The organism is Aristaeella lactis (genome assembly GCF_018118585.1).
GTDB classification, from domain to species: Bacteria; Bacillota; Clostridia; order Christensenellales; family Aristaeellaceae; genus Aristaeella; species Aristaeella lactis.
Window position 1 is genome coordinate 3367766 of the sequence record NZ_CP069421.1, and the last position, 21488, is coordinate 3389253.

The following is a 21488-nucleotide window of genomic DNA, read 5'->3' on the forward strand; positions in this document are numbered from 1 at the left end:
CGATGAAGAAGACGGTGAATCACAGCCTGCTGTTCGCGCGGGCGTACGAGCAGGCTGAAGGCGGAAAAATCTCGAGGGAAAGCCGTCCGGCATTCCACCTGACGCCCCTGACCGGATGGATGAACGATCCCAATGGCTTCTGCTATTACCGCGGCCAGTATCATCTTTTCTACCAGTACAATCCGTATGATACGGAATGGGACGCCATGCATTGGGGACACGCAGTCAGCCATGACCTGCTCCACTGGACCTATCTGCCTGCCGCGCTGGCTCCGGACGCTTCGTATGATTCCTACGGATGCTTTTCAGGCAGCGCGGCTGAACTGCCGGACGGAAGGCACCTGCTGATGTATACCGGCGTGCGGCAGGAAAGCGGTGACAAGGCAAAGGAGTACCAGACCCAGTGCATTGCCGTCGGAGACGGAACGGATTATAAGAAATATGAAAAGAACCCGGTTCTGGGCAGCGGCGCGCTTCCGGAGGGCCTGAGCCCCTATGATTTCAGGGATCCGAAGATCTGGCGAACGGAGGACGGCGGGTACCGGTGCGTAGTGGGAGCCCGCAGGCAGGATAAGCGCGGCGTCCTGCTCCAGTATGAAAGCCGGGACGGATTTGAATGGCGGTATATCGGCGTACTGGCCGAGAATGACGGCCGGTTCGGCCTCATGTGGGAATGCCCGGATTTCTTCCCGCTGGACGGAAAGCAGGTGCTGTTTGTCAGCCCGCAGGATATGCTCCCGGAAGGTTTTGAATACCATAACGGCAACGGTACTGTCTGCCTCACAGGGAGAATGGACGGGGACCGGTTTGTCGAGGAGCATAACCAGGCAATTGATTACGGGATTGACTTTTACGCCCCGCAGACCATCCTGACTCCTGACGGAAGGCGCGTGATGATTGGCTGGATGCAAAACTGGGACACCTGCAAAACGACCGGTTATGAGGAACGACCCTGGTTCGGCCAGATGAGCCTGCCGCGTGAACTGTTCCTGAAGAACGGGCGCCTGTATCAGCAGCCGGTCCGGGAACTTGCGCAGTACAGGAGCGGAAAAACCACATACGAGAATGTCCTGCTGGACGGGGAAAAGACACTGGAGGGTATTGAAGGACGGGTGGCGGAGCTGGATATCCGGGTGCGCCCCGCGGATCCGGACAATCCTTTCCGGAATTTTGTCATGTATTTTGCCCGGAATGAGAAATATCATTCCATTCTCAGCTACCGGCCCCATGAATCCTGGCTGCAGATCGACCGGAAATTCTCCGGGTCCAGAAGGGCATATATTCATCAGCGGAGGTGCCTGGTTCCCGACCGGCACGGAGAGATCCGGCTGCATGTGATCCTGGACCGGTTCAGTGTGGAAGTGTTTATCAACGACGGTGAGCAGGTTATGACGGCGACCATTCTGACAGGGTCTGACGCAAGGGGAATCTCCTTTGAGACAGATGGGAAAGCCGTTATGGATATCACAAAATACGCAATATTTGACGGGGTATAAAAAATGAAACAATATGATGTGATTGCACTCGGGGAACTGCTGATCGATTTTGCTCCCTATTCCACCAACGAGGCGGGATATCCGATCCTGTCCGCCAATCCGGGCGGAGCACCGGGCAATTTCCTGGCGGCGCTGACAAAGTACGGCTGCAGGACAGCCATGATCGGAAAAGTCGGTGATGACGCCTTCGGGAAAGCACTGGTGAAAACGCTGGAGGATGCCGGGATAGCCACCGGGGGAATCCGGATTGACCCGAACGTGTTTACAACGCTGGCCTTTGTTTCCCTGGACGCATCCGGGAACCGGGATTTCAGCTTTGCCCGGAAGCCCGGCGCCGATACCTGCCTGACGCCGGAAGAAGTGGATGAAGCGCTTATCGCGGACGCGAAAGTTTTCCACTTTGGCACGCTCTCCCTGACGGATGAGCCTGCAGCCGGGGCTACCCGCCATGCCATTGAACTGGCAAAGCGCCACGGCGCGCTGATCAGCCTGGATCCCAATCTGCGCAAGCCCCTGTGGAAGCGGGAGGAAGATGCCAGGGAAGCGATTGAGTGGAGCCTGCACCAGGCGGATATTGTCAAGATCAGTGATGAGGAGATTGACTGGCTGTGGGGCCTTTCCCCGGAGGAAGGCGCTGAAAAACTGCTGCGGGAATACGGCGTTTCACTGGTATATGCCACGCTGGGGCCCAAGGGCTGCTATGCTGCAAATGGCACGAACCGCGTGACAGTGCAAAGTCCGTCCGGTATTCATGTTGTCGACACAACCGGCGCCGGCGATATATTCGGCGGCAGCGCAATGAGTCAGTTTATCAGGTGCAAAAAAACGCCGGCAGATCTGACAGAAACAGAACTCCGCCGGATTGTCAGTTTTGCCTGTACCGCTGCAAGCCTTTCAACGCAGACGCACGGTGGAATCGCAAGCGTTCCGGAGTATTCGGATGTTACCCGGAAAATGGAAGAGTGACCGCTTCTGAGGTGCGGGATGACAATGGATGTCTCTCACAGTAAGGAAAAAGTACTGAAATGAACGATATATGCTTTCCCGGGAATTCATCCCGGGATTTTTTAATTCGAGAAGGGCGGTTGCCTTTCCGTATAGAGTGCCGATAAAAGAAGGACGGTTCATTGTTTCCGGAATGAGCACTTTGCCCGGGAAAAAGGACGCAGCAAAGTTGTCCGGAATACAAAAAAATACCCGGGCACCTTAAAGAACAAGGATACCCGGGAAGATTATGCGCTTATTCGAACTCAATTGTTGCGACAGGCTTCTCACTGATGTCCCACAGAACACGGTTGACACCGTCAACGGTGGAGATGATCCGGTCCCGCATGGTGCAGAGCACGCTGAAGGGGATTTCCGGCACGGTGGCGGTGACGGCATCCACGGTGTTGACCGCACGGATGATCACTGCCCAGCCCATGTAGCGCTCGCCCTTGCCGTCCACGTATTTAATACCGGTGGACTTGAAATCGGGAATGGTGCAGAAGTACTGCCACGGAACCTCGGGCAGCTTGCCGATCTCCTCACGGACGATGGCATCCGCCTCGCGGAGCGCTTCCAGGCGGTCACGGGTGATGGCACCGACGCAGCGGACGCCCAGGCCGGGGCCGGGGAAGGGCTGACGGTAGACCATGCCGTCCGGCAGGCCCAGCTCTTTACCGACAACACGCACTTCGTCCTTGTAGAGCAGTTTGACGGGCTCGACCAGTTCAAACTGCAGGTCGTCCGGCAGGCCGCCTACGTTGTGGTGGGCCTTCACGCCGACGCTCTCGGTAATATCAGGATAGATGGTACCCTGGGCCAGGAAGGCAATGCCGTCCTGCTTGCGGGCTTCTTCTTCAAAGACACGGATAAACTCGGCACCGATGATCTTACGCTTCTGCTCGGGATCACTGACGCCCGCCAGCTTATCCAGGAAGCGGTCCACCGCATCCACATAAACCAGGTTGGCTTTCATCTGATTGCGGAAGACTTCGATGACCTGTTCGGGTTCACCTTTGCGCAGCAGGCCGTGGTTGACATGCACGCAGACCAGCTGCTGTCCGATGGCTTTGATCAGCAGCGCAGCGACAACAGAGCTGTCCACACCGCCGGAAAGAGCCAGCAGAACCTTTTTGTCACCAACCTGTTTCCGGACGGCTTCCACCTGCTCGGCGATAAATGCCTGGGCAAGCGCGGGAGTTGTAATCCGTTCCATGCTTTCGGGCCGTTTGTTGTTATCCATTTCCTATCCTCCAATCGATCCGTTCAATTCCACAGGGAATACATGCAAAAGAATAGAAAAAGACGGGGAAAGTGTCAATCGGAAAACATGACAAAAACATGAAGCAATTCTTATAAAAGAATGATTTTTTCGGGGAATACCTTCCGGATGACAAAAAAGCACGGAAAACGGGTGTATTTTTGACAGAAAAAACGAACATTTTTGACAGAGATACAGAAGACGTACATTATTTTGTGTTGACAAGCAAAGGGGAAGAGCGTAAACTTCCGATAAAGGCCTTGAAGGAGAGGGCAACGGGTTATCGGCTTTCAGAGACACGGCGGTTGGTGCAAGCCGTGGGAAGAGCCCGCCAGCTGTAGCTCCTGAGCCGGAAGGAAGAAAGCGAAGGCGCAAGTAGAACCTTCCCGTGACTGCCGCGTAAGGGCATAGAACCTGTTGGGGTTCAAGAGTGGCGGTGATGAGCCGCAATTTGAGTGGTACCGCGGGCGTTTTCAAGCTCGTCTCAAAGCAGCACTTTGAGACGAGCTTTTTGTTTCACTCAGAAGAGTTTCAGGAAGAAATCAGGAGGTCATGATCATGGCACAGATGACGGGACTGAATTACAAGATTCAGGAGATGGCTCACCGGATTCGCGAGCTGCGGGAGATTGAGAACTTCACGATCGCTGAAATGGCGAACAAGACCGGCGTCACTGAACAGGAGTACATTGACTGCGAAATGGGCCGTTCGGACCTGAACTTCGCGTTCCTGTACCGCTGCGCGCTGGCTTTCGGTGTCGACGTTGGCGACATTATCGAAGGTTCCAGCCCGAACCTGAACTCTTTCACCGTTACCCGGCGGGGAGAAGGCCAGCGGATTGAGGAAGCCCATGACATGATCTATTACAACATGGCAGCTTCCTTCCGGAACCGGATCGCGGAACCGCTGTACGTGCAGGCGGCCTACAGCGCGGAGGCTGAAAAGGAAGATATCAAGCTGACCACTCATGAGGGCCAGGAATGCGATATTGTCATCGAAGGCCAGCTGAAGGTGCAGGTGGGCGAGCACATCAGCGTGCTGAACCCCGGAGACTCCATCTACTACGACTCCGGCACGCCCCACGGCATGATCGCTGTGGGCGGCAAGGACTGCCTGTTCTATGCCATTGTCCTGAACCCCACCGGTGCCCCGATCCCGGAACTGACTCCGGAAAAGGCCGTGCCCGGCACTGCCCTGCAGGAGTTCCCGGCGGAGAACGGCCGTACGCGTGTCTGGCACCGCTATGCGGACGTTGAGAAGGATGAGAACGGAACACCCGTGAAGATCACTTTCAAGAACACAGACAAGTTCAACTTTGCCTTTGACGTGATCGATGCCATCGCGGACGAGATCCCGAACAAGCTGGCCATGCTTCACCTGGACAGGGAAAAGAACGAGCATCGTTTTACCTTCAATGACCTGAAGCGCGCTTCCAACCGCTGTGCCAACTATTTCAAGTCCCTGGGCATCAAAAAAGGCGACCGGGTGATGCTGGTGCTGAAGCGGCACTATCAGTTCTGGTTCGCGATCCTGGCCCTGGAGAAGCTGGGCGCTATCGCGATCCCGGCCGTGGCCCAGCTGCAGGAGCATGACTTTGAATACCGGTTCAATGCTGCCGGGGTGAAGGCCATCATCTGCACCGCGGATGGCGACACCGCGCACCAGGCGGATCTGGCCGCGAAGAACGCGCCCGGCCTGGAACTGAAGCTGATCGTGAACGGCGAACGCGAAGGCTGGCATAATTTCGATGAAGAATACCAGATGTATTCCACCCATTTCCATCGTACGGAAGATACGCCCTGCGGTGATGATCTGATGCTGATGTACTTCACCTCCGGTACCACCGGTTATCCGAAGATTGCTGCCCACAGCTACAAGCATCCGCTGGGTCACCTGCACACCGCCAAATACTGGCACTGCGTGAACCCGAACGGCCTGCACCTGACGATCTCCGACACCGGCTGGGCCAAGGCCGGCTGGGGCAAGATCTACGGCCAGTGGCTGTGTGAGGCTGCCATCTTTGTTTATGACTTTGACCGCTTTGACGCGGCGGATATCCTGCCGCTGTTCGCGAAATACCATATCACCACCTTCTGCGCGCCGCCCACCATGTGGCGGATGCTGATCAAGCAGGATCTGAGCAAGTACGACCTGAGCTCCGTGACTCATGCTTCCAGCGCCGGCGAAGCGCTGAACCCGGAAGTCTTCCGGCAGATCGAGAAGCAGACCGGCCTGCAGGTAATGGAAGGTTTCGGCCAGACGGAGAGCACCATGATCATCGGCAACCTGGCCGGCGCGGACCACAAGCTGGGTTCCATGGGCAAGGTGGCGCCGATCTACAACGTGACGCTGCTGGATCCGGAAGGCAAAGAAGTGCCGGTCGGTACCTCCGGCGAGATCTGCGTGGATATCTCCAAGGGAATCCCGATCGGCCTGTTCCGGGAGTATTACCGGGACGAGGAAAAAACGAAGGAAGTTATGCATGACGGCTGGTATCATACCGGTGACGTGGCCTGGTGCGATGAAGACGGCTTCTACTGGTATGTGGGCCGGGCGGATGACGTGATCAAGTCCAGCGGCTACCGGATCGGACCGTTCGAGATCGAGAGCGTGATCATGGAACTGCCCTACGTGCTGGAGTGCGGCGTCAGCGCCGCTCCGGACGAGGTCCGCGGCCAGGTGGTCAAGGCCAGCATCGTGCTGACCAAGGGAACGGAGCCTACAGAAGAGCTGAAGAAGGAAATCCAGAACTACGTCAAGCAGCATACCGCTCCTTACAAATATCCCCGGATCGTTGTCTTCAGGGATGAACTGCCCAAGACCGTATCCGGCAAGATCCAGAGGGCACTGCTGTGATCGATTCGACGCTGTGCTATCTTTACCGCGGTGATGAGGTGCTGATGATGCACCGGACGCGGAAGAAGAACGATATGAATCATGACAAGTGGATCGCCGTCGGCGGCCGCTTTGAGGACAAGGAAAGCCCAGAGGACTGCGCACTCCGTGAGGTGCGGGAGGAAACCGGACTGACCATGACCTCCTGGCGGTACCGGGGGCTTGTGACCTTTGTCAACGATCAGTACGAGACCGAACGGATGCACCTGTTCACCTCGGATGAATTTACCGGGGAACTGACAGACTGCGACGAGGGAGAGCTGGTCTGGATCAAAAAGAAAATGCTGAACGAGATGCCCCAGTGGGAAGGCGACCGGATTTTCCACCGGCTGCTGGATGAGGAAATCCCGTTCTTTTCCCTGAAACTTGTATACAGCGGCGAAAAACTTCTTTCCGCTGTTCTCAACGGAAAAACCATTCTGTAAACGTTGACATATCGTTCAGAACGCACCGGAAGGCTTGACAAATAACGAATTGTGATGTTAAATTAGGCCTGTTACGTGTTTTGTGTGTGCGCGGGGCCGGTGCCCCGTATGAGGAGGAGACGAAGGTGACGTTTATCAGGATTTTCCTGGAGACGCTGGCGGGTGTTTGCAGCTTTTTTCTGACTTTTATCATGGTCTATCAGATTGTGATAGGCTTCTTTGGATTTAAAAAAGCGAAGAAAGACTATGCTGACCATGATCCGGAATCCCGGTTCCTGGTGCTTGTGCCTGCCCATAACGAGGAAAAGGTGATCGGGGATATTATCCAGAACCTGAACGATATGGATTATCCCAAAGAACTGTACGATTTCTATATCATCGCGGATAACTGCACGGACAATACGGCGGAAGTGGCCCGGAACCTCGGTGCCAACGTCATCGAAACCTGCAAGGAATCCCCGGACGCGCCGACAGGCAAGCCCATCGCCCTGAAAAAGGCACTGCAGGCTATCGGTGACTACCAGGACCGCTACGACCTGATGATGATCTTTGACGCGGACAACCTGATGGATACCAACATGTTCCGGGAAGTCAACAGCCAGTACCTGGACAAGGGCAAGCCGGATTTCATCCAGTGCTACCTTGGCGCCAAGAACAAGAAGGGCGTTGTGGCCTGGTTCTACTACACCGGCTATACGCTGACCAACCGGTTCTTTGATCTGGCAAAATACCGCCTGGGCCTGAACTGCGCCATCGGCGGCACGGGCTTTGCGATGACCACATCCTACCTGTACAAGCGGGGCGGATGGACCACCATGTCCCTGACCGAAGACTTCGAGATCCAGGTGGAGGCCACACTGGAAGGCCGCCGGATCCTCTGGAACCATCATACCCGGGTGTATGACGAAAAGCCCACCTCCCTGCTGGCTTCCATTCGGCAGAAGATCCGCTGGGGCCAGGGCCACTGGTATGTGGCGCTGCACAACACCGGCAAGCTGTTCCGGGCGCTTTCCGCCGGAAGGATCAGCTTCTGGGAGTTCCTGAGCCTGCTGACCTATATGTACAGCATCGCGGCCTATGTGGTGGCGGCTGTGCAGCTGTGCGTTACCACCGCACTGTGCCTGGTGGTGCCGGGAAGACCATTCTTCGATATCTCCCTGAGCGGCCTGCTGGTCGGCGGTCTCCTGTTCGGCTACACCTACCTGTTCCTGTTCTATGTGGCTGACTGGATGGACAACCACATCAAGTTCAGCATCCGGACCATTCCGGTGATGATCGGCGGTTTCTTTGCCAACCTGATCGTCGGCCTGTTCAATGAAATCGTCGGCCTGATGCGCTGCGGAGACCAGCAGCACTGGGTGAAGACGGAACATGCGATTGAAGCGAAGAGCGTGCAGGAAGGTCAGATGCAGCTTCACGGAAAAGCGGCATAACAAAGGAAAAGAGATCAAAAAAAGCGGTTCACAGCAGTGAACCGCTTTTGTCATGCGTTGTATTATCAGGGATGAACGAAGGTGCCGATGTCGCTGCCTTCCAGTACGCGGAGCAGGTTTTCCGGATCGTCCAGGCCGAAGACGCGGACCATGGGAACCTTGTTCTCGGCGCAGAGGGCGAAGGCGGACGCATCCATGACCTTGAGGCCCCTTTCCAGCGCTTCAGTGTAGGAGATATCCCTGATCAGCGTGGCGGAGGGATCCTTGTTCGGGTCGGCAGTGTACACGCCATCAATATTCTTGGCCATCAGGACCGCGTCCACTTCCATCTCGATGGCGCGGAGGGCGACGCCGGAATCCGTGGAGAAGAAGGGATTACCTGTGCCGCAGGCAAAGAGCACGATGCGGCCTTCGGAAAGATGACGGCGGGCAGCCATGGCGTTGAAGGGCTCCGCGAAGCGGTTCATATCCACCGCGGACTGCACGATGGCATCCAGGCCGGCCTTGCGGAGGGCATCCGCCACGCACAGGCAGTTGATGACCGTGCCCAGCATACCCATCTGGTCTGCGGTGACCGCGTCCATGTTTGCGGAAGGACCCTGGCGGCCGCGCCAGATGTTGCCGGCGCCGATGACGATGCCCACTTCCACCCCCATGTCATGCATGCGGCGGATGATGGATGCCACCTGGTTCACCTTTTCAAAATCAAAGAGATCTGAGCCGGATTTGAGGGCTTCGCCGCTCAGCTTCAGCAGGATCCGGTGATATACAGCCATATATTGTCTCCTTTTCAAAACAGGATTTTATCTGAACTATTATAGCACGTTTCGTGTTCGGGCAAAAGGGGACAAATACGGATTCCGGAAAGTTGTCAGCAGCAGGAAGCTGTGATAACATAAAAAACTGTAGTGTTATTTGTAAGGAGAGCAATGCATGAGTATCTGGATCATCCTGGGCACACTGACCGTGAAACCCGTCGAATTGTTATTTGATGTGGTTTGTTCTTTACTGACGCGGTTTTCAGTCAGCCCGGGGGCTGCGATCATGTGCATGAGCCTGTTTTTCTGCCTGATTGCCACGCCGCTGCGGCCGCGGAAAAAACCGGACTGTCGGCAGGAATGGATCAGGCTGGCCCTGGGATGGCTGGTTCAGCTGCTGGTGCTGTACGGCTCCATTGTGTGGTTTACAAACCTGCGGGCGTTCCGCGGCGTGGCTTTCGGCCCCATTCAGAATCTTGGCCGGCAGGGCGGACTGCTCCTTTTCTGGGGAGGATACGTCGTATTTGCCGTGATCCGGCATTTCACGAAGCTGGGATATCAGCCCATGAAGCTGAATGTGAAGCAGCAGAAAACGAACCGGAACAATATCATCCTGCTCTGCCTTGCCTGTGTTTATATGGCTGTCCTGACGGGACTGCTGATCCCTTCCGCCCTGATCGGAGCTTCCCCGGCAGAGTTCATGGATGCCCATTATTACCATAACCCGGCACAGTACCTGCTTTCTTCCGCACTGCTGGCCACGGGCACCTTTATCTTCTGGGGTATCCTGTACGGAATGCTGCTTTCGCCCAAAGCCCGGAAACGCTTTACCATGTTCATGGCGATCTGCGCGGCGAGCGCGGCCGTGAACTATATGTTCTTCGGAAAAGACTACGGGTTTATCTCTTCCGCCCTGCAGTATGAAACCGCCATCACCAACCGGCTGGAAAAGACCCTGCTGAATACCGGCTGTGTGCTGGTTGCGGTTGCTGCGGTTGTACTCCTGCTGCGGAAAAGGCGCTCCCTGATCCTCCGGATCATGTGCCTGTACGGCTGCATCGCCCTGGTTGTGATGTCGGTGATCAACATTGCGGGCATGGAGCGGAAAGCGGGGGAAGTCCGGGACATTACTGACCGGATCAAGGCGGAGGACGCCTCCTTCCGGCTGGACAGCGAGGGCCGCAATGTGGTGGTCATTATGATGGACCGGGCCATCGGCAGCTTTGTGCCCTATATCATGAATGAAAAACCGGAACTGAAGGAACAGTTTGACGGTTTTACGTATTATCCGAACACGCTTTCCTACGGCTACCACACCAATATCGCCGCGTCCGCTGTTTTCGGAGGATACGAGTATACCCCGGACGGCCTGGAGGCGCGGGATGACCTTTCCCTGAAGGACAAGCATAATGAGGCGCTGAAGATCATGCCGCTCAATTTCCTGGATAACGGCTGGGAAGTGACGGTGTGCGACGCGCCATACGCCAATTACCAGTGGATCCCGGATATGAGCATCTATGAGGAGTATCCGGAGATCCGCACATACAACACCATCGGGATGTTTGATGAGTATAAGGTGCAGATGCTGGAAAACCTGGACCGGAACCGCAACCGGAATATCTTCTTCTACAGCCTGTTCCGCTCCGCACCGCTGCTGCTTCAGGAAACCCTGTATGACCAGGGACGGTACCTGGAGATGGATGTGAAGGCGGATAAAGGGGAAGGCTCTGAACTGATCGGCGTATCCCCGGATTTTCTGAACAACTACATGGTGATGAAAAACCTGGGAACACTGACCAGGGTGACAGCGGACGGGACCAACACCTTCCTGATGTTCGCCAATGAGATGACCCACGATGTTATTGAGCTGCAGGAGCCGGACTATACACCGGGCAACAATATCGACAACAGCGCATACGAAGCGGAACACGGAATCCGCCGCACAGAGGACGGAAAGGAACTGGACCTGGCAAACGCCGATGAGATCGTGCGGATCCATTACCAGTCCGATATGGCCGCGTTCATCCAGCTCGGGAAATGGTTTGACGAGCTGCGGGAGCTGGGTGTATATGACAACACAAAGATCATCGTGGTATCCGACCACGGGTGCTACCTGGGACTGACCGGCGTGAACCTGGGGGAAAAGGTTACGAACGAAAGCACACTTTCCCGCTACCAGGCGGAGGAATGGACAGACACCACATGCTATAACCCGCTGCTGATGGTGAAGGACTTCGGCTCTTCCGGATTCACAACGGACATGACTTTCATGACGAACGCCGAAACACCCGGGCTGGCGTTTGAAAACACCGTAACCGATCCTGTGAATCCGTTTACAGGCAACCGGATCACCCGGGAAGCGCAGAGCCTGCCGGAACACCATGTTGTTGAATCAGACTGGCATATTGTGACCAACTGCGGCAATACCTACTCCGATCCGCTGCGGATCACCTTCCGCGGAGACGATGTTTTCAACGCGGATAACTGGAGCGTCGTTGAATAATTAAGAATTAAGAATTCAGAATTCAGAATTATTTGTGTTTTGAGGGGTGCCGGGGGCGGTACACCTTGACAAATAAGGCCTATCAGATATAAAATACAGTGTTTTGTGCCACGCGGGCCGGAAGGCCCGCGCAGGCGTACTTTTACGGCCTGTTCAGGGGGAGGACATTATGCTGCCAGAGAGAGATTCCAAGGAATTCCAGTCGCTTTTGCACGAGGAAGTGGAAAAGCGGCGTACCTTTGCCATCATCTCCCATCCTGACGCGGGTAAAACAACGCTGACAGAGAAACTGCTGCTGTACGGCGGAGCGATCCGCAGCGCAGGCAGCGTGAAGGCCCGGAAGACGGACAAGCATGCCACTTCCGACTGGATGGAGATTGAAAAACAGCGCGGCATTTCCGTGACGAGCTCCGCCATGCAGTTTGTCTATGACGGATACCGGATCAACATCCTGGACACTCCCGGCCACCAGGACTTCTCGGAAGATACCTACCGGGTGCTGGTCGCAGCGGATGCCGCGGTCATGCTGCTGGACGCCGCAAAGGGCGTTGAAGCGCAGACTATCAAGCTGTTCAAGGTCTGCCGCATGCGGAACATCCCGATCTTCACCTTCGTGAACAAGATGGACCGGGCGGCCAAGGATCCCTTCTCCCTGATGGAGGAGCTGGAGCAGGTGCTGGGCATCCGTTCCTGCCCGATCAACTGGCCCATCGGTATTGACGGTGACTTCCAGGGCGTTTATCACCGGGATACCCGTACGGTGGAACTGTACACCGGCGGTGACCACGGCAAAAAGATGGTTGAGAAGACGGACATCGCTATTGATGACCCGGAACTGGAAAAGGTGCTGGAAAAGCACTACCGTGACCGCCTGATGGAGGAGGTCGAACTGCTGGACGAGGCTGGCGACGCCTTTGATCTGGAAAAGGTCCGGGCGGGTGAACTGACTCCCATGTTCTTCGGATCCGCGGTCACCAACTTTGGTGTGGAACCCTTCCTGGACAGGTTCCTGTCCTTCACGCCGCCGCCCCTGCCCCGGGAAAGCGACACCGGAATCATCGGACCGGAAGAACCGTATTTCTCCGGCTTTATCTTCAAGATCCAGGCGAACATGAACCCGGCTCACCGGGACCGGCTCGCCTTCATGCGCATTGTGTCCGGCGCTTTTGAAAAGGGCATGGAAGTCTGGCACTCCGGTACCAACAAGATTGTGGCCCTGAAACAGCCCCAGCAGTTCATGGCGGATGAGCGTGAAGCCGTGGAGGAGGCATGGGCAGGCGACATTATCGGCCTGTTCGACCCCGGGATATACCGGCTGGGCGATACGCTTTCCACCGGCCCGAAGATGCATTACGCCAACATTCCGGTATTCGCGCCGGAGTTCTTTAACCGGGTGCGTCCGCTGGACAGCATGAAGCGCAAGCAGTTCCAGAAGGGCATCAGCCAGCTGGCTGAGGAAGGCGCCATCCAGACCTTCATCCGTACGGAAACGGGCCTGGAGGAGTTCATGGTGGGCGTGGTCGGCGTGCTGCAGTTTGAAGTGCTGGAACACCGCCTGCGAACCGAGTACCAGACAGAGATCGTGATGGAAGGTATGCCCTTCCGACATGTCCGCTGGGTCATCAAGACCCCGAAGCCCGTGGAAGACCTGAAGCTTACATCCACTTCCGGCCGGGCCAAGGACAGCCACGGACGGGATGTGCTGCTGTTTGAAAACGAGTGGAGCATCCGGCTGGCCGTTGAAAACAACGAGGGCCTGGAACTGAAGGAAACGGCGGAGCGCTGACACGCAATGAACAATTAACAATTAACAATGAACAATTAATGGTTTAAACAAGGAGACAGATTGATCGCAGGGCGATCAGGGAGATAAATATGATTCGGGAAGATATTCGAAATATAGCAATTATCGCGCACGTTGACCACGGCAAGACCACCCTGGTGGATCAGATGCTGAAGCAGGGCGGCGTATACCGCGAAAACCAGCAGACCGTAGACCGCGTTATGGACTCCAACGACCTGGAGCGTGAACGCGGCATCACCATCCTGAGCAAAAATACAGCTGTTCACTACATGAACCACAAGATCAACATTGTTGACACTCCCGGCCACGCCGACTTCGGCGGTGAGGTGGAGCGCGTGCTGAAGATGGTGGACGGTGTGCTGCTGCTGATCGACAGCTTTGAAGGCCCCATGCCCCAGACCCGCTTCGTGCTGAAGAAGGCCCTGGAACTGAAGCTGAAGGTGCTGATCGTCATCAACAAGATCGACCGTCCCGACGCCCGCTGCGACGAGGTGGTTAACGAGATCCTGGATCTGCTGATCGACCTGGAAGCGGACGAGAGCACCATCGAGAATCCGATCCTTTACGTTTCCGCCCGGAAGGGTACGGCCACCCTGGACCTGGAGCAGCCCGGAACGGACCTGCGCCCCCTGTTCGACGCGATCCTGAAGTACATTCCCGCTCCGGAAGGCGATGCGGAGGGCCCTGCCCAGGTGCTGATCTCCACCGTGGATTACAGCGAGTATGTAGGCCGGATCGGCGTGGGCCGTATTGTGCGCGGTACCTTTACCGAAGGCATGAACGTGGTGCATACCAACCTGGAAACCGGCAAAACAAGCCCCATGTGGCGGCTGGGCGGCCTGTTCCTGTATGACGGCCTGAAGCGGGTGAACGCCACCGAAGCCAGCATGGGCGATATTGTGGCCCTGTACGGCGCGGAGGATATCTCCATCGGTGATACGGTCTGCGATCCGTCCAAGGTGGAAGGCCTGCCTTTTGTGAAGATCTCCGAGCCTACCGTGACCATGACCTTCTCCGTCAACGACAGTCCCTTCGCGGGCCGGGAAGGCCAGTTTGTGACCAGCCGTCACCTGCGGGCCCGCCTGATGAAGGAACTGCAGACAGACGTTTCTCTGCGGGTAAATGATACCGCGACAACAGACTCTTTCGAGGTGTGCGGCCGCGGTGAACTGCATCTGTCCATCCTGATCGAAAACATGCGCCGCCAGGGATATGAGTTCGCAGTGAGCAAGCCCAAGGTTATCTACAAGGAGATTGACGGCGTCAAGTGCGAGCCCATTGAGCGCCTGATCGTGGATACGCCCCAGGCGTCCGCCGGAGCCGTTATTGAAAAGATCGGCCGCCGCCGCGGCACGCTGGAACACATGAGCGGCCTGGAACGGGTCCGCCTGGAGTTCCTGGTTCCGTCCCGCGGCCTGTTCGGCTACCGGAGCGAGTTTATGACCGACACCCGCGGTGAGGGCATCATGTCCTCCGTATTTGAGCGCTACGAGCCCGTGAAGGGCGATATTCCGCACCGGAACGCAGGCGCCCTGGTCTGCTTCGAGACGGGCGTTTCCACCAGCTACGGCCTGTTCTACACCCAGGAGCGCGGTACGCTGTTCATCGGCGCCGGTGAGAACGTCTATGCCGGCATGATCTGCGGCCAGAACGCCCGCCCGGGCGACCTGGTGTGCAACGTCTGCAAGGCTAAGCACGTCACCAACATGCGTAACGCTTCCGCCTCTGAAGATGCCATGCGCCTGATCTCTGTGCATCCCCTGTCCCTGGAGGAATGCCTGGAGTTCATCGATGACGATGAGCTGCTGGAGATCACCCCCAAGAGCCTGCGTATGCGGAAACGCCAGCTGGATCACGCCCTGCGGGCCAAGGCACGCAGCCGGGGAGAAGAAGCCTGAAACTAATTCAGAATGATATAGAAAGAGCTGTGAGATTGAACTCACAGCTCTTTTTCCTGCAAGGTTTTCCGTAAAGAAGGAAAGGTGGCGCCAAGGGAAGCGTAAGGGCATGCTTCCGGGACGGGGGAAGGTTCCCATCTTCTGCTCCACAAGGCCTGCCAGGCCGGGATAAGCCTGGGGCTGGCCGATGGTGATCTGCCGCAGGCCGGAAAGGACTATCATGCGGGCAAGTACAATTCCTATTCCGGAAATAATACGGATTCCAGTTCCAGCTATTCTTCTTCCGACTACAGCAGCTGGGATTCCGGCGATACGGACTGGAGCTCCGACTGGTAAACCGGAGGAGTCATTTGCTTCATGATAAAAAGAATCACCGGTAATCCATATGGATTGCCGGTGATTCCTGTTTTGCTATCTATGATTCAGGGATTGGCGGTTTCTTCCGCAGCTTCGCTGGTTTCTTCCGCAGGAGCTTCTTCGGTAGCTGCGGGGGCGGGATCAGAAAGTTTCCAGTCTTCACCGGCTTCGGTGTAGACGATGGTTCCTTCTTCCATCCACTGATCCAGCGCGCTGTTCAGCGCTTCGTTCCGGATTTCGTTGAGCAGTGTGGAACGGAATTCTTCCTTCATCTCGTCTGTCAGTTCAACAGCTCCGCCGGGGATATCCCTCAGGTAGTGCAGGATGTGCACACCGTACTGGCCGACAACGGGCTCACCCACATCACCGATCTTTTCCAGGGCCATTGCGGCTTCAGTGAAGGCCGGATCCCAGAGAATACTGTCCTTATGGACAGCATAGCCTTCAGCGCGGGTGGCATCATCTTCCATGCCCGGATCCTGGCCATATTCCTTGATCAGGTCATCAAAGGAAGTACCACCGGCCAGCTTGGCCTTGATCTCGTCCACGGTGGGACGGACACTGTCCAGAATAGCCTGTTCGGCAGCCTTGACCATTTCCTCGGTAACAGGCTCTTCGGTGGGTTCGGGTTCGGCAGTGGGTTCAGCGTCTGCAGCCGTTTCTGCGGGGGCAACGGTTTCAGCCTGCGCGTCGGACTTCTGCTCCTCCAGGCGGGCACTGAGGTCCTTCCAGGTGTTCAGCAGTTCATCATCCACCTTCAGCAGGATATGGGTGACTCCGCGGTAGCCTTCGGGGGTGTAATAGGAAGGCTGGCCGTAATACCGGCTGTAGAATTCATAGGAACCGACATCATTCTCGTAGGATTCCTTATCGTCTTTGACGAGGTCATCGAAGTATGCCTGGACTTCTTCATCGGTAACGGTCTTATCAGCGGTCAGGTAAGCTTTCAGACGGTCAGTCAGGAGCTGCTCGGATGCTTCTTCCGTATACTGGGAGATCATCATCTCTTCAGTGTAGCCGTATTTCAGAAGTTCCGCTTCGGCATCAGCACGGGCGGCCGCTTTTTCGTCATCGGTGGCGGTGTCTGTGATCGCACCGGTACTGGAAATGTAATAGTCGATCAGGGCAGCCCACTGCTCCTTGCCGGCAGCTTCCATTTCAGCTTTTTCCTCATCGGTGAGCTGATCCAGGCCGAGCTCGGCAGCTTTCTGGCGGAGTACGGTAGTACGCATGGTGTACTGCAGGGAGTACCAGTTGATGGTATCCAGCATCCCCTGGTCCGTGATGTCATAGCCATTGGATTCAGCAACATCCAGATAGTAGGAAAGGATCATCTGGAGATAGTCACTGTTGGACCAGATCTCTTCTCCATTGACAGTAACCAGCAGAACGGGTTCGCTTGTTTCTTCGGCCGCGGGTTCCACAACAGCGGTTTCTTCAGCGGCGGTTTCAACAGCTGCATCCTCTGCCAGGGCGAATGACGCTGCAGTCAGCATCATCAGCGACAGCAGGATACAAAACAGACGTTTCATCATGATTTATTCCTCCGTGATAAAGAGTGAAAGGGTATATTACCCAACTCCAATATTATACACAAAAGGAAAAAAGGGGGCAATGGATGAATGTGAACATGCTGTAAACATTGAAATAGGCATTGCATAAAAAAACATACCGGCTGAAGTTTTGTCGGAATGCGGTACAATTGAGGTATAGCCCTGTTTTTGGGCAAAAAAATAACCCTGCAACCATTCATGTGCAAGGACATAAAAAAGCAGCTCCGACGGGATTCGAACCCGTGTTTCAGCCTTGAGAGGGCCGCGTCCTAGGCCTCTAGACAACGGAGCCAGAAAAAAGAAAGCTGGGGAACTAGGATTCGAACCTAGACAATACGAGTCAGAGTCGTAGGTGCTGCCGTTACACCATTCCCCATCGGCGTTAGCCGCAAGCGGTATTATAACAGAGGGCAGGGGGCGTGTCAAGCACAATTTCTGAATTGTTTTCAGAAATTGTGCTTGAATGAAATGTTGACTTCGTCAACGTGAAATATTGGCCGATGGCCAATGTGAAATATCTGCTGCGCAGATGTGAAATATTCGACTTCGTCGAATGTGAAGGCAACTGACGGCTGTTCAAAAAAAGGAAATCCCGGCTGAAAAGATTCAGCCGGGAAGGGTTATGGTTGATGTTCAGGAGAGCCTGGCCAGAGAGGCCTGCATACGGCGGAGAGTCTCGTCCTTGCCGAGCAGGTAAGCGATCTCGAAGGCGCCGCCGGGAGTGGATTCCTGGCCGGAAATAGCGATGCGCATGGGCCAGAGAACGGAGCCGGTTTTGCGCTCCCAGGCCTGGATCTTCTCCATGACCACATCGTGGATGTTGGCTTCGGTCCAGTCGCTGATGCCGTCCAGGACGGGAATCAGCTGGGGAAGGACCTCTTTGGCTACAGCCTCATCGCTCTTCTGCTTCTTGTTGAAGAAGATGGCAGTGTCATAGTCCGGCAGCTCCGCCAGGAAGGCAATCTTCTCCGGGATGCGGCTGAAGATATCCGTGCGGCTCTGCATGAGCTCCGCCAGGCGGCGGTAATCCACGTTCTTTCCGGCAAGGACCTTATCAAACCACGGGGTAGCCATGGCCAGGTACTTGTCGAAATCCATCTTCGCCACATACTGGGTGTTCATCCACTCCAGCTTGTTGACGTCGAAGATGCCGGGAGACTTGTTGATGCGGTGGATATCAAAGGCGTCCACCAGCTCCGGCAGAGTGAAGAACTCCTGGTCTGTGCCGGGATTCCAGCCAACCAGCGCCAGGTAATTGATCAGCGCCTCAGTCAGGAAGCCCTTTCCGATATAGTCGGAATAATAGGCGTCGCCATCACGCTTGGAAAGCTTGTGGGTGGCGTCCCGCATAACGGTGGGTAGGTGGATGTAGGTCGGGATGTCCCAGCCCAGGGCAGTGTACAGGTAGTTATAGCGGGGCGTGGAGGAAAGATACTCCATACCGCGCATAACATGGGTGATGCCCATGAGGTGGTCATCGATGACGTTGGCGAAGTTATAGGTGGGCATTCCGTCCTGCTTGATCAGAACCATGTCGTCCATGGCCTCTGAATTCTGGAAGGTCATCTCGCCGAAGACCGCGTCGGTATAGCTGGTCTCGCCCTCGGTGGGTGCGTTCATGCGGATGGTCCACGGAATGCCGGCGTCCAGTTTCTGCTGCACTTCCTCTTTGGTCAGGCTCAGGCAGTGCTTGTCGTATTTCCAGGTGCCGCCTGCATCCTCCACTGCCTTTTTCCGCGCGTCAATCTCCTCTTTGGAGCAGAAGCAGTAATAGGCATGGCCGGACTCGACCAACTGCTTCGCGTAGGGAAGGTAGGTGTCCTTGCGCTGGGACTGGATATAGGGGCCGCAGGGGCCGCCCACATCGGGACCCTCGTCCCAATTCAGGCCGCAGGCACGGAGCGTGTCATAAATAACCTCGGTAGCACCCGGAACAAAACGCTCCTGGTCCGTATCTTCGATGCGCAGAATGAACTGGCCGTTATTCTGTTTGGCAAAAAGATAGGCATAGAGGGCGGTGCGTACGCCGCCCAGGTGCATGAAGCCCGTGGGAGACGGGGCAAAACGAGTGCGTACAGTCATTGGTATCTTCCTCCGGAAATAATAATGAAAACTAAAAACGGAAAATTTAATACTGAATAATGATAACCGTCTGCGGACGGGGGACCGTCCTTTGACTGAAAGGAAATCCTCCGGTTTTACCCGGAATGGCATCCTGGTCATCATGCCTGCTGGGTCGCCTGCTTCGCGAAGGTATCACGCAGTCCTACGGTCCTGTTATACACCGGCAGGCCGACAGTGGAGTCGGGATCCTTGCAGAAGTAACCGGTGCGCAGGAACTGGAAGCTGGTTCCGGTTTCCGCCTGGGCGATGACATTCTCGGCATAGCCGCGGCAGACCTTCAGGCTTTCGGGATTCAGGCGGGAGATGAAGTCCTTCTTGTCGACCTCTTCCTCTTCCTCATCGGCCACATCGTCATTGAGCAGGGGCTCATACAGGCGGGCTTCAAAGGGAATGCAGTCGTTCACGGGCACCCAGTGCAGGGTCTTGCCCTTGATCTTCCGGTCGGCGCCGGCGCTGCCGGAGAAGGAATCCATATCCACGGTGCAGTGCACTTCAACGATGTTGCCGTCGGCATCCTTGATGCAGTCATCGCAGCGGACAATGTAGGCGCCCTTCAGGCGGACTTCATTGCCGGGGAACATCCGCTGGTATTTCTTCACGGGGACTTCCATGAAGTCATCCTGCTCGATGTACAGCTCCCGGCCGAAGGTGAGGGTGCGTTCGCCCATCTCGGGATGATCCGGATGGTTCTCCAGGGTCACGGTCTTTGTTTCGCCTTCCGGCCAGTTGGTCAGGACCACCTTGAGGGGATTGAGCACAGCCATGGCGCGGAGGGAGGTTTCACCCAGGACATCGCGGACACAGTGCTCCAGCACGGCATAATCCACGGTGGAATCCGCCTTGCTCATGCCGATGGTATCCACGAAATTGCGGATGGCCATGGCGGGATAGCCGCGGCGGCGCATGGCGGACAGGGTGGGCATCCGGGGATCGTCCCAGCCTGCCACATAACCGCCCTCCACCAGCTGGCGGAGGTAGCGCTTGCTCATGACCGTGCCGGTCATGTTGAGGCGGGAGAACTCGATCTGGCGTGGACGGGCGGGAAGCATATCCGCGCTCTTTTCCACCACCCAGTCATACAGGGGACGGTGGATTTCATACTCCAGGGAGCACATGGAATGGCTGATGCCTTCCAGCGCATCGCCGATGGGGTGGGAGAAGTCATACATGGGATAGATGCACCATTTGGTGCCTGTACGCCAGTGTTCCTTGTACAGGATGCGGTACATGGCGGGATCGCGCATGACAATGTTCGGGGAAGCCATGTCGATCTTCATCCGGAGGGTTTTGCTGCCTTCCGGGAATTCGCCGGCCTTCATGCGGCGGAAGAGATCCAGACTTTCCTCTGCAGGACGGTCGCGCCAGGGGCTGTTCTTTCCGGGCTCGGTCAGGGTGCCGCGGTATTCCCGCATCTCATCCTTGCTGAGCTCGTCCACGTAGGCCAGGCCGCGGCGGATCCACTCCTCGGCGATCTCATAGCATTTATCATAATAGTCGGAAGCATAGAATTCCCCGCCGGTCCAGTGGAAACCAAGCCAGTGAATATCGCGCTTGATGGCCTCCACATATTCGGTATCTTCCTTCGCGGGATTCGTGTCGTCAAAACGCAGGTTGCATTTGCCGCCGAATTTCTCCGCGGTCAGGAAGTCCATGATCAGGGCCTTGCAGTGACCGATGTGCATGTAGCCGTTGGGTTCCGGGGGAAACCGGGTATGGATCTCCGTGTACCGGCCTTCCTCCAGGTCCTTCTCGATCGCGTCCCAGATAAAATTGCTGCGGGCATTTGTTTCTTCCATGATAAAGACTCCTTCTAGTCGATCCGGAATTCAGGATTCAGAATTCAGAACAATTCGCATTGCGAATGTATGTTCCATTATATATGAAATTACAAGGGTTAAGCAAGAAAAAGTTCCTTACTGTAGTATAAAGGAAAGTATTGTCTTTCAGATACAGGATGTTGTATAATACTTTAAACAGAGCAGGTAAAGGGGGATACA

Annotated in this window: 13 protein-coding genes and 2 tRNA genes; 8 read left to right on the forward strand and 7 right to left on the reverse strand. The window is 55.9% G+C overall.

The genetic code is table 11. The features are described from left to right. Positions 1-2: 2 nt before the first annotated feature. The gene (locus JYE50_RS15185) at positions 3-1496 is read left to right on the forward strand and encodes a glycoside hydrolase family 32 protein (protein ID WP_143763606.1); all 1494 of its coding nucleotides are present in this window, start codon (positions 3-5) and stop codon (positions 1494-1496) included. Positions 1497-1499: 3 nt separating this feature from the next. Next, positions 1500-2462 (forward strand): carbohydrate kinase family protein, encoded by a 963-nt coding sequence (locus JYE50_RS15190; protein ID WP_084095824.1) that lies wholly within the window; start codon positions 1500-1502, stop codon positions 2460-2462. Positions 2463-2736: 274 nt separating this feature from the next. Here JYE50_RS15190 and guaA read toward each other — a convergent pair whose 3' ends face one another. Continuing rightward, on the reverse strand, positions 2737-3696 hold the full coding sequence (gene guaA / locus JYE50_RS15195; protein WP_366212289.1) for a glutamine-hydrolyzing GMP synthase: 960 nt from the start codon (positions 3694-3696) through the stop codon (positions 2737-2739). Positions 3697-4299: 603 nt separating this feature from the next. Between guaA and JYE50_RS15200 the strand changes: the two genes are divergently transcribed. From JYE50_RS15200 to JYE50_RS15210, 3 genes are all read left to right on the forward strand, one after another. Beyond that, a complete protein-coding gene (locus JYE50_RS15200) occupies positions 4300-6597 on the forward strand; it encodes an AMP-binding protein (protein WP_084095826.1) in 2298 nt (765 codons plus the stop codon). Next, on the forward strand, positions 6594-7061 hold the full coding sequence (locus JYE50_RS15205) for an NUDIX hydrolase (RefSeq protein WP_084095827.1): 468 nt from the start codon (positions 6594-6596) through the stop codon (positions 7059-7061). Before JYE50_RS15200 ends, JYE50_RS15205 begins: the two co-directional genes overlap by 4 nt. A gap of 125 nt (positions 7062-7186) precedes the next feature. After that, positions 7187-8494 (forward strand): glycosyltransferase family 2 protein, encoded by a 1308-nt coding sequence (locus tag JYE50_RS15210; protein WP_084095828.1) that lies wholly within the window; start codon positions 7187-7189, stop codon positions 8492-8494. Positions 8495-8559: 65 nt separating this feature from the next. Here JYE50_RS15210 and pyrH read toward each other — a convergent pair whose 3' ends face one another. Next, the gene (gene pyrH, locus JYE50_RS15215) at positions 8560-9270 is read right to left on the reverse strand and encodes a UMP kinase (protein ID WP_084095829.1); all 711 of its coding nucleotides are present in this window, start codon (positions 9268-9270) and stop codon (positions 8560-8562) included. A gap of 157 nt (positions 9271-9427) precedes the next feature. Here pyrH and JYE50_RS15220 point away from each other — a divergent pair, with 157 nt between their 5' ends. The 3 genes from JYE50_RS15220 (at position 9428) to typA (ending at position 15457) form a co-directional block, all read left to right on the forward strand. Beyond that, positions 9428-11755, forward strand: a complete 2328-nt coding sequence (locus tag JYE50_RS15220) for an alkaline phosphatase family protein (RefSeq protein WP_084095830.1) — start codon at positions 9428-9430, stop codon at positions 11753-11755. 169 nt (positions 11756-11924) lie between these two features. Further along, positions 11925-13541, forward strand: coding sequence for a peptide chain release factor 3 (locus JYE50_RS15225; RefSeq protein WP_084095831.1), 1617 nt, complete (start codon positions 11925-11927; stop codon positions 13539-13541). An 89-nt stretch (positions 13542-13630) separates the two neighbouring features. Further along, entirely contained in the window at positions 13631-15457 is a 1827-nt protein-coding gene (typA, locus tag JYE50_RS15230) for a translational GTPase TypA (RefSeq protein WP_084095832.1), read from the forward strand. 422 nt (positions 15458-15879) lie between these two features. Here typA and JYE50_RS15235 read toward each other — a convergent pair whose 3' ends face one another. The 5 genes from JYE50_RS15235 to JYE50_RS15255 form a co-directional block, all read right to left on the reverse strand. Continuing rightward, the gene (locus tag JYE50_RS15235) at positions 15880-17349 is read right to left on the reverse strand and encodes a peptidylprolyl isomerase (protein ID WP_084095833.1); all 1470 of its coding nucleotides are present in this window, start codon (positions 17347-17349) and stop codon (positions 15880-15882) included. Between the two features lie 237 nt (positions 17350-17586). Then, a tRNA-Glu gene (locus JYE50_RS15240) sits at positions 17587-17659 on the reverse strand. A 13-nt stretch (positions 17660-17672) separates the two neighbouring features. Continuing rightward, a tRNA-Gln gene (locus JYE50_RS15245) sits at positions 17673-17743 on the reverse strand. A gap of 257 nt (positions 17744-18000) precedes the next feature. Beyond that, positions 18001-19449: a glutamate--tRNA ligase gene (gene gltX, locus JYE50_RS15250; protein ID WP_084095834.1), complete on the reverse strand. Its 1449-nt coding sequence runs from the start codon at positions 19447-19449 to the stop codon at positions 18001-18003. Between the two features lie 140 nt (positions 19450-19589). Beyond that, positions 19590-21287, reverse strand: coding sequence for a glutamine--tRNA ligase/YqeY domain fusion protein (locus JYE50_RS15255; protein ID WP_084095835.1), 1698 nt, complete (start codon positions 21285-21287; stop codon positions 19590-19592). Between the last annotated feature and the right edge of the window lie 201 nt (positions 21288-21488).

Bases quoted from the DNA above. Each gene is read 5' to 3' on its own strand.
- typA (WP_084095832.1), top strand. From the start codon at position 13,631: ATGATTCGGGAAGATATTCGAAATATAGCAATTATCGCGCACGTTGAC.
- JYE50_RS15255 (WP_084095835.1), bottom strand. From the start codon at position 21,287: ATGGAAGAAACAAATGCCCGCAGCAATTTTATCTGGGACGCGATCGAG.
- guaA (WP_366212289.1), bottom strand. From the start codon at position 3,696: ATGGAACGGATTACAACTCCCGCGCTTGCCCAGGCATTTATCGCCGAG.
- JYE50_RS15200 (WP_084095826.1), top strand. From the start codon at position 4,300: ATGGCACAGATGACGGGACTGAATTACAAGATTCAGGAGATGGCTCAC.
- JYE50_RS15185 (WP_143763606.1), top strand. From the start codon at position 3: ATGAAGAAGACGGTGAATCACAGCCTGCTGTTCGCGCGGGCGTACGAG.
- pyrH (WP_084095829.1), bottom strand. From the start codon at position 9,270: ATGGCTGTATATCACCGGATCCTGCTGAAGCTGAGCGGCGAAGCCCTC.
- JYE50_RS15235 (WP_084095833.1), bottom strand. From the start codon at position 17,349: ATGATGAAACGTCTGTTTTGTATCCTGCTGTCGCTGATGATGCTGACT.
- JYE50_RS15225 (WP_084095831.1), top strand. From the start codon at position 11,925: ATGCTGCCAGAGAGAGATTCCAAGGAATTCCAGTCGCTTTTGCACGAG.
- JYE50_RS15190 (WP_084095824.1), top strand. From the start codon at position 1,500: ATGAAACAATATGATGTGATTGCACTCGGGGAACTGCTGATCGATTTT.
- gltX (WP_084095834.1), bottom strand. From the start codon at position 19,449: ATGACTGTACGCACTCGTTTTGCCCCGTCTCCCACGGGCTTCATGCAC.
- JYE50_RS15220 (WP_084095830.1), top strand. From the start codon at position 9,428: ATGAGTATCTGGATCATCCTGGGCACACTGACCGTGAAACCCGTCGAA.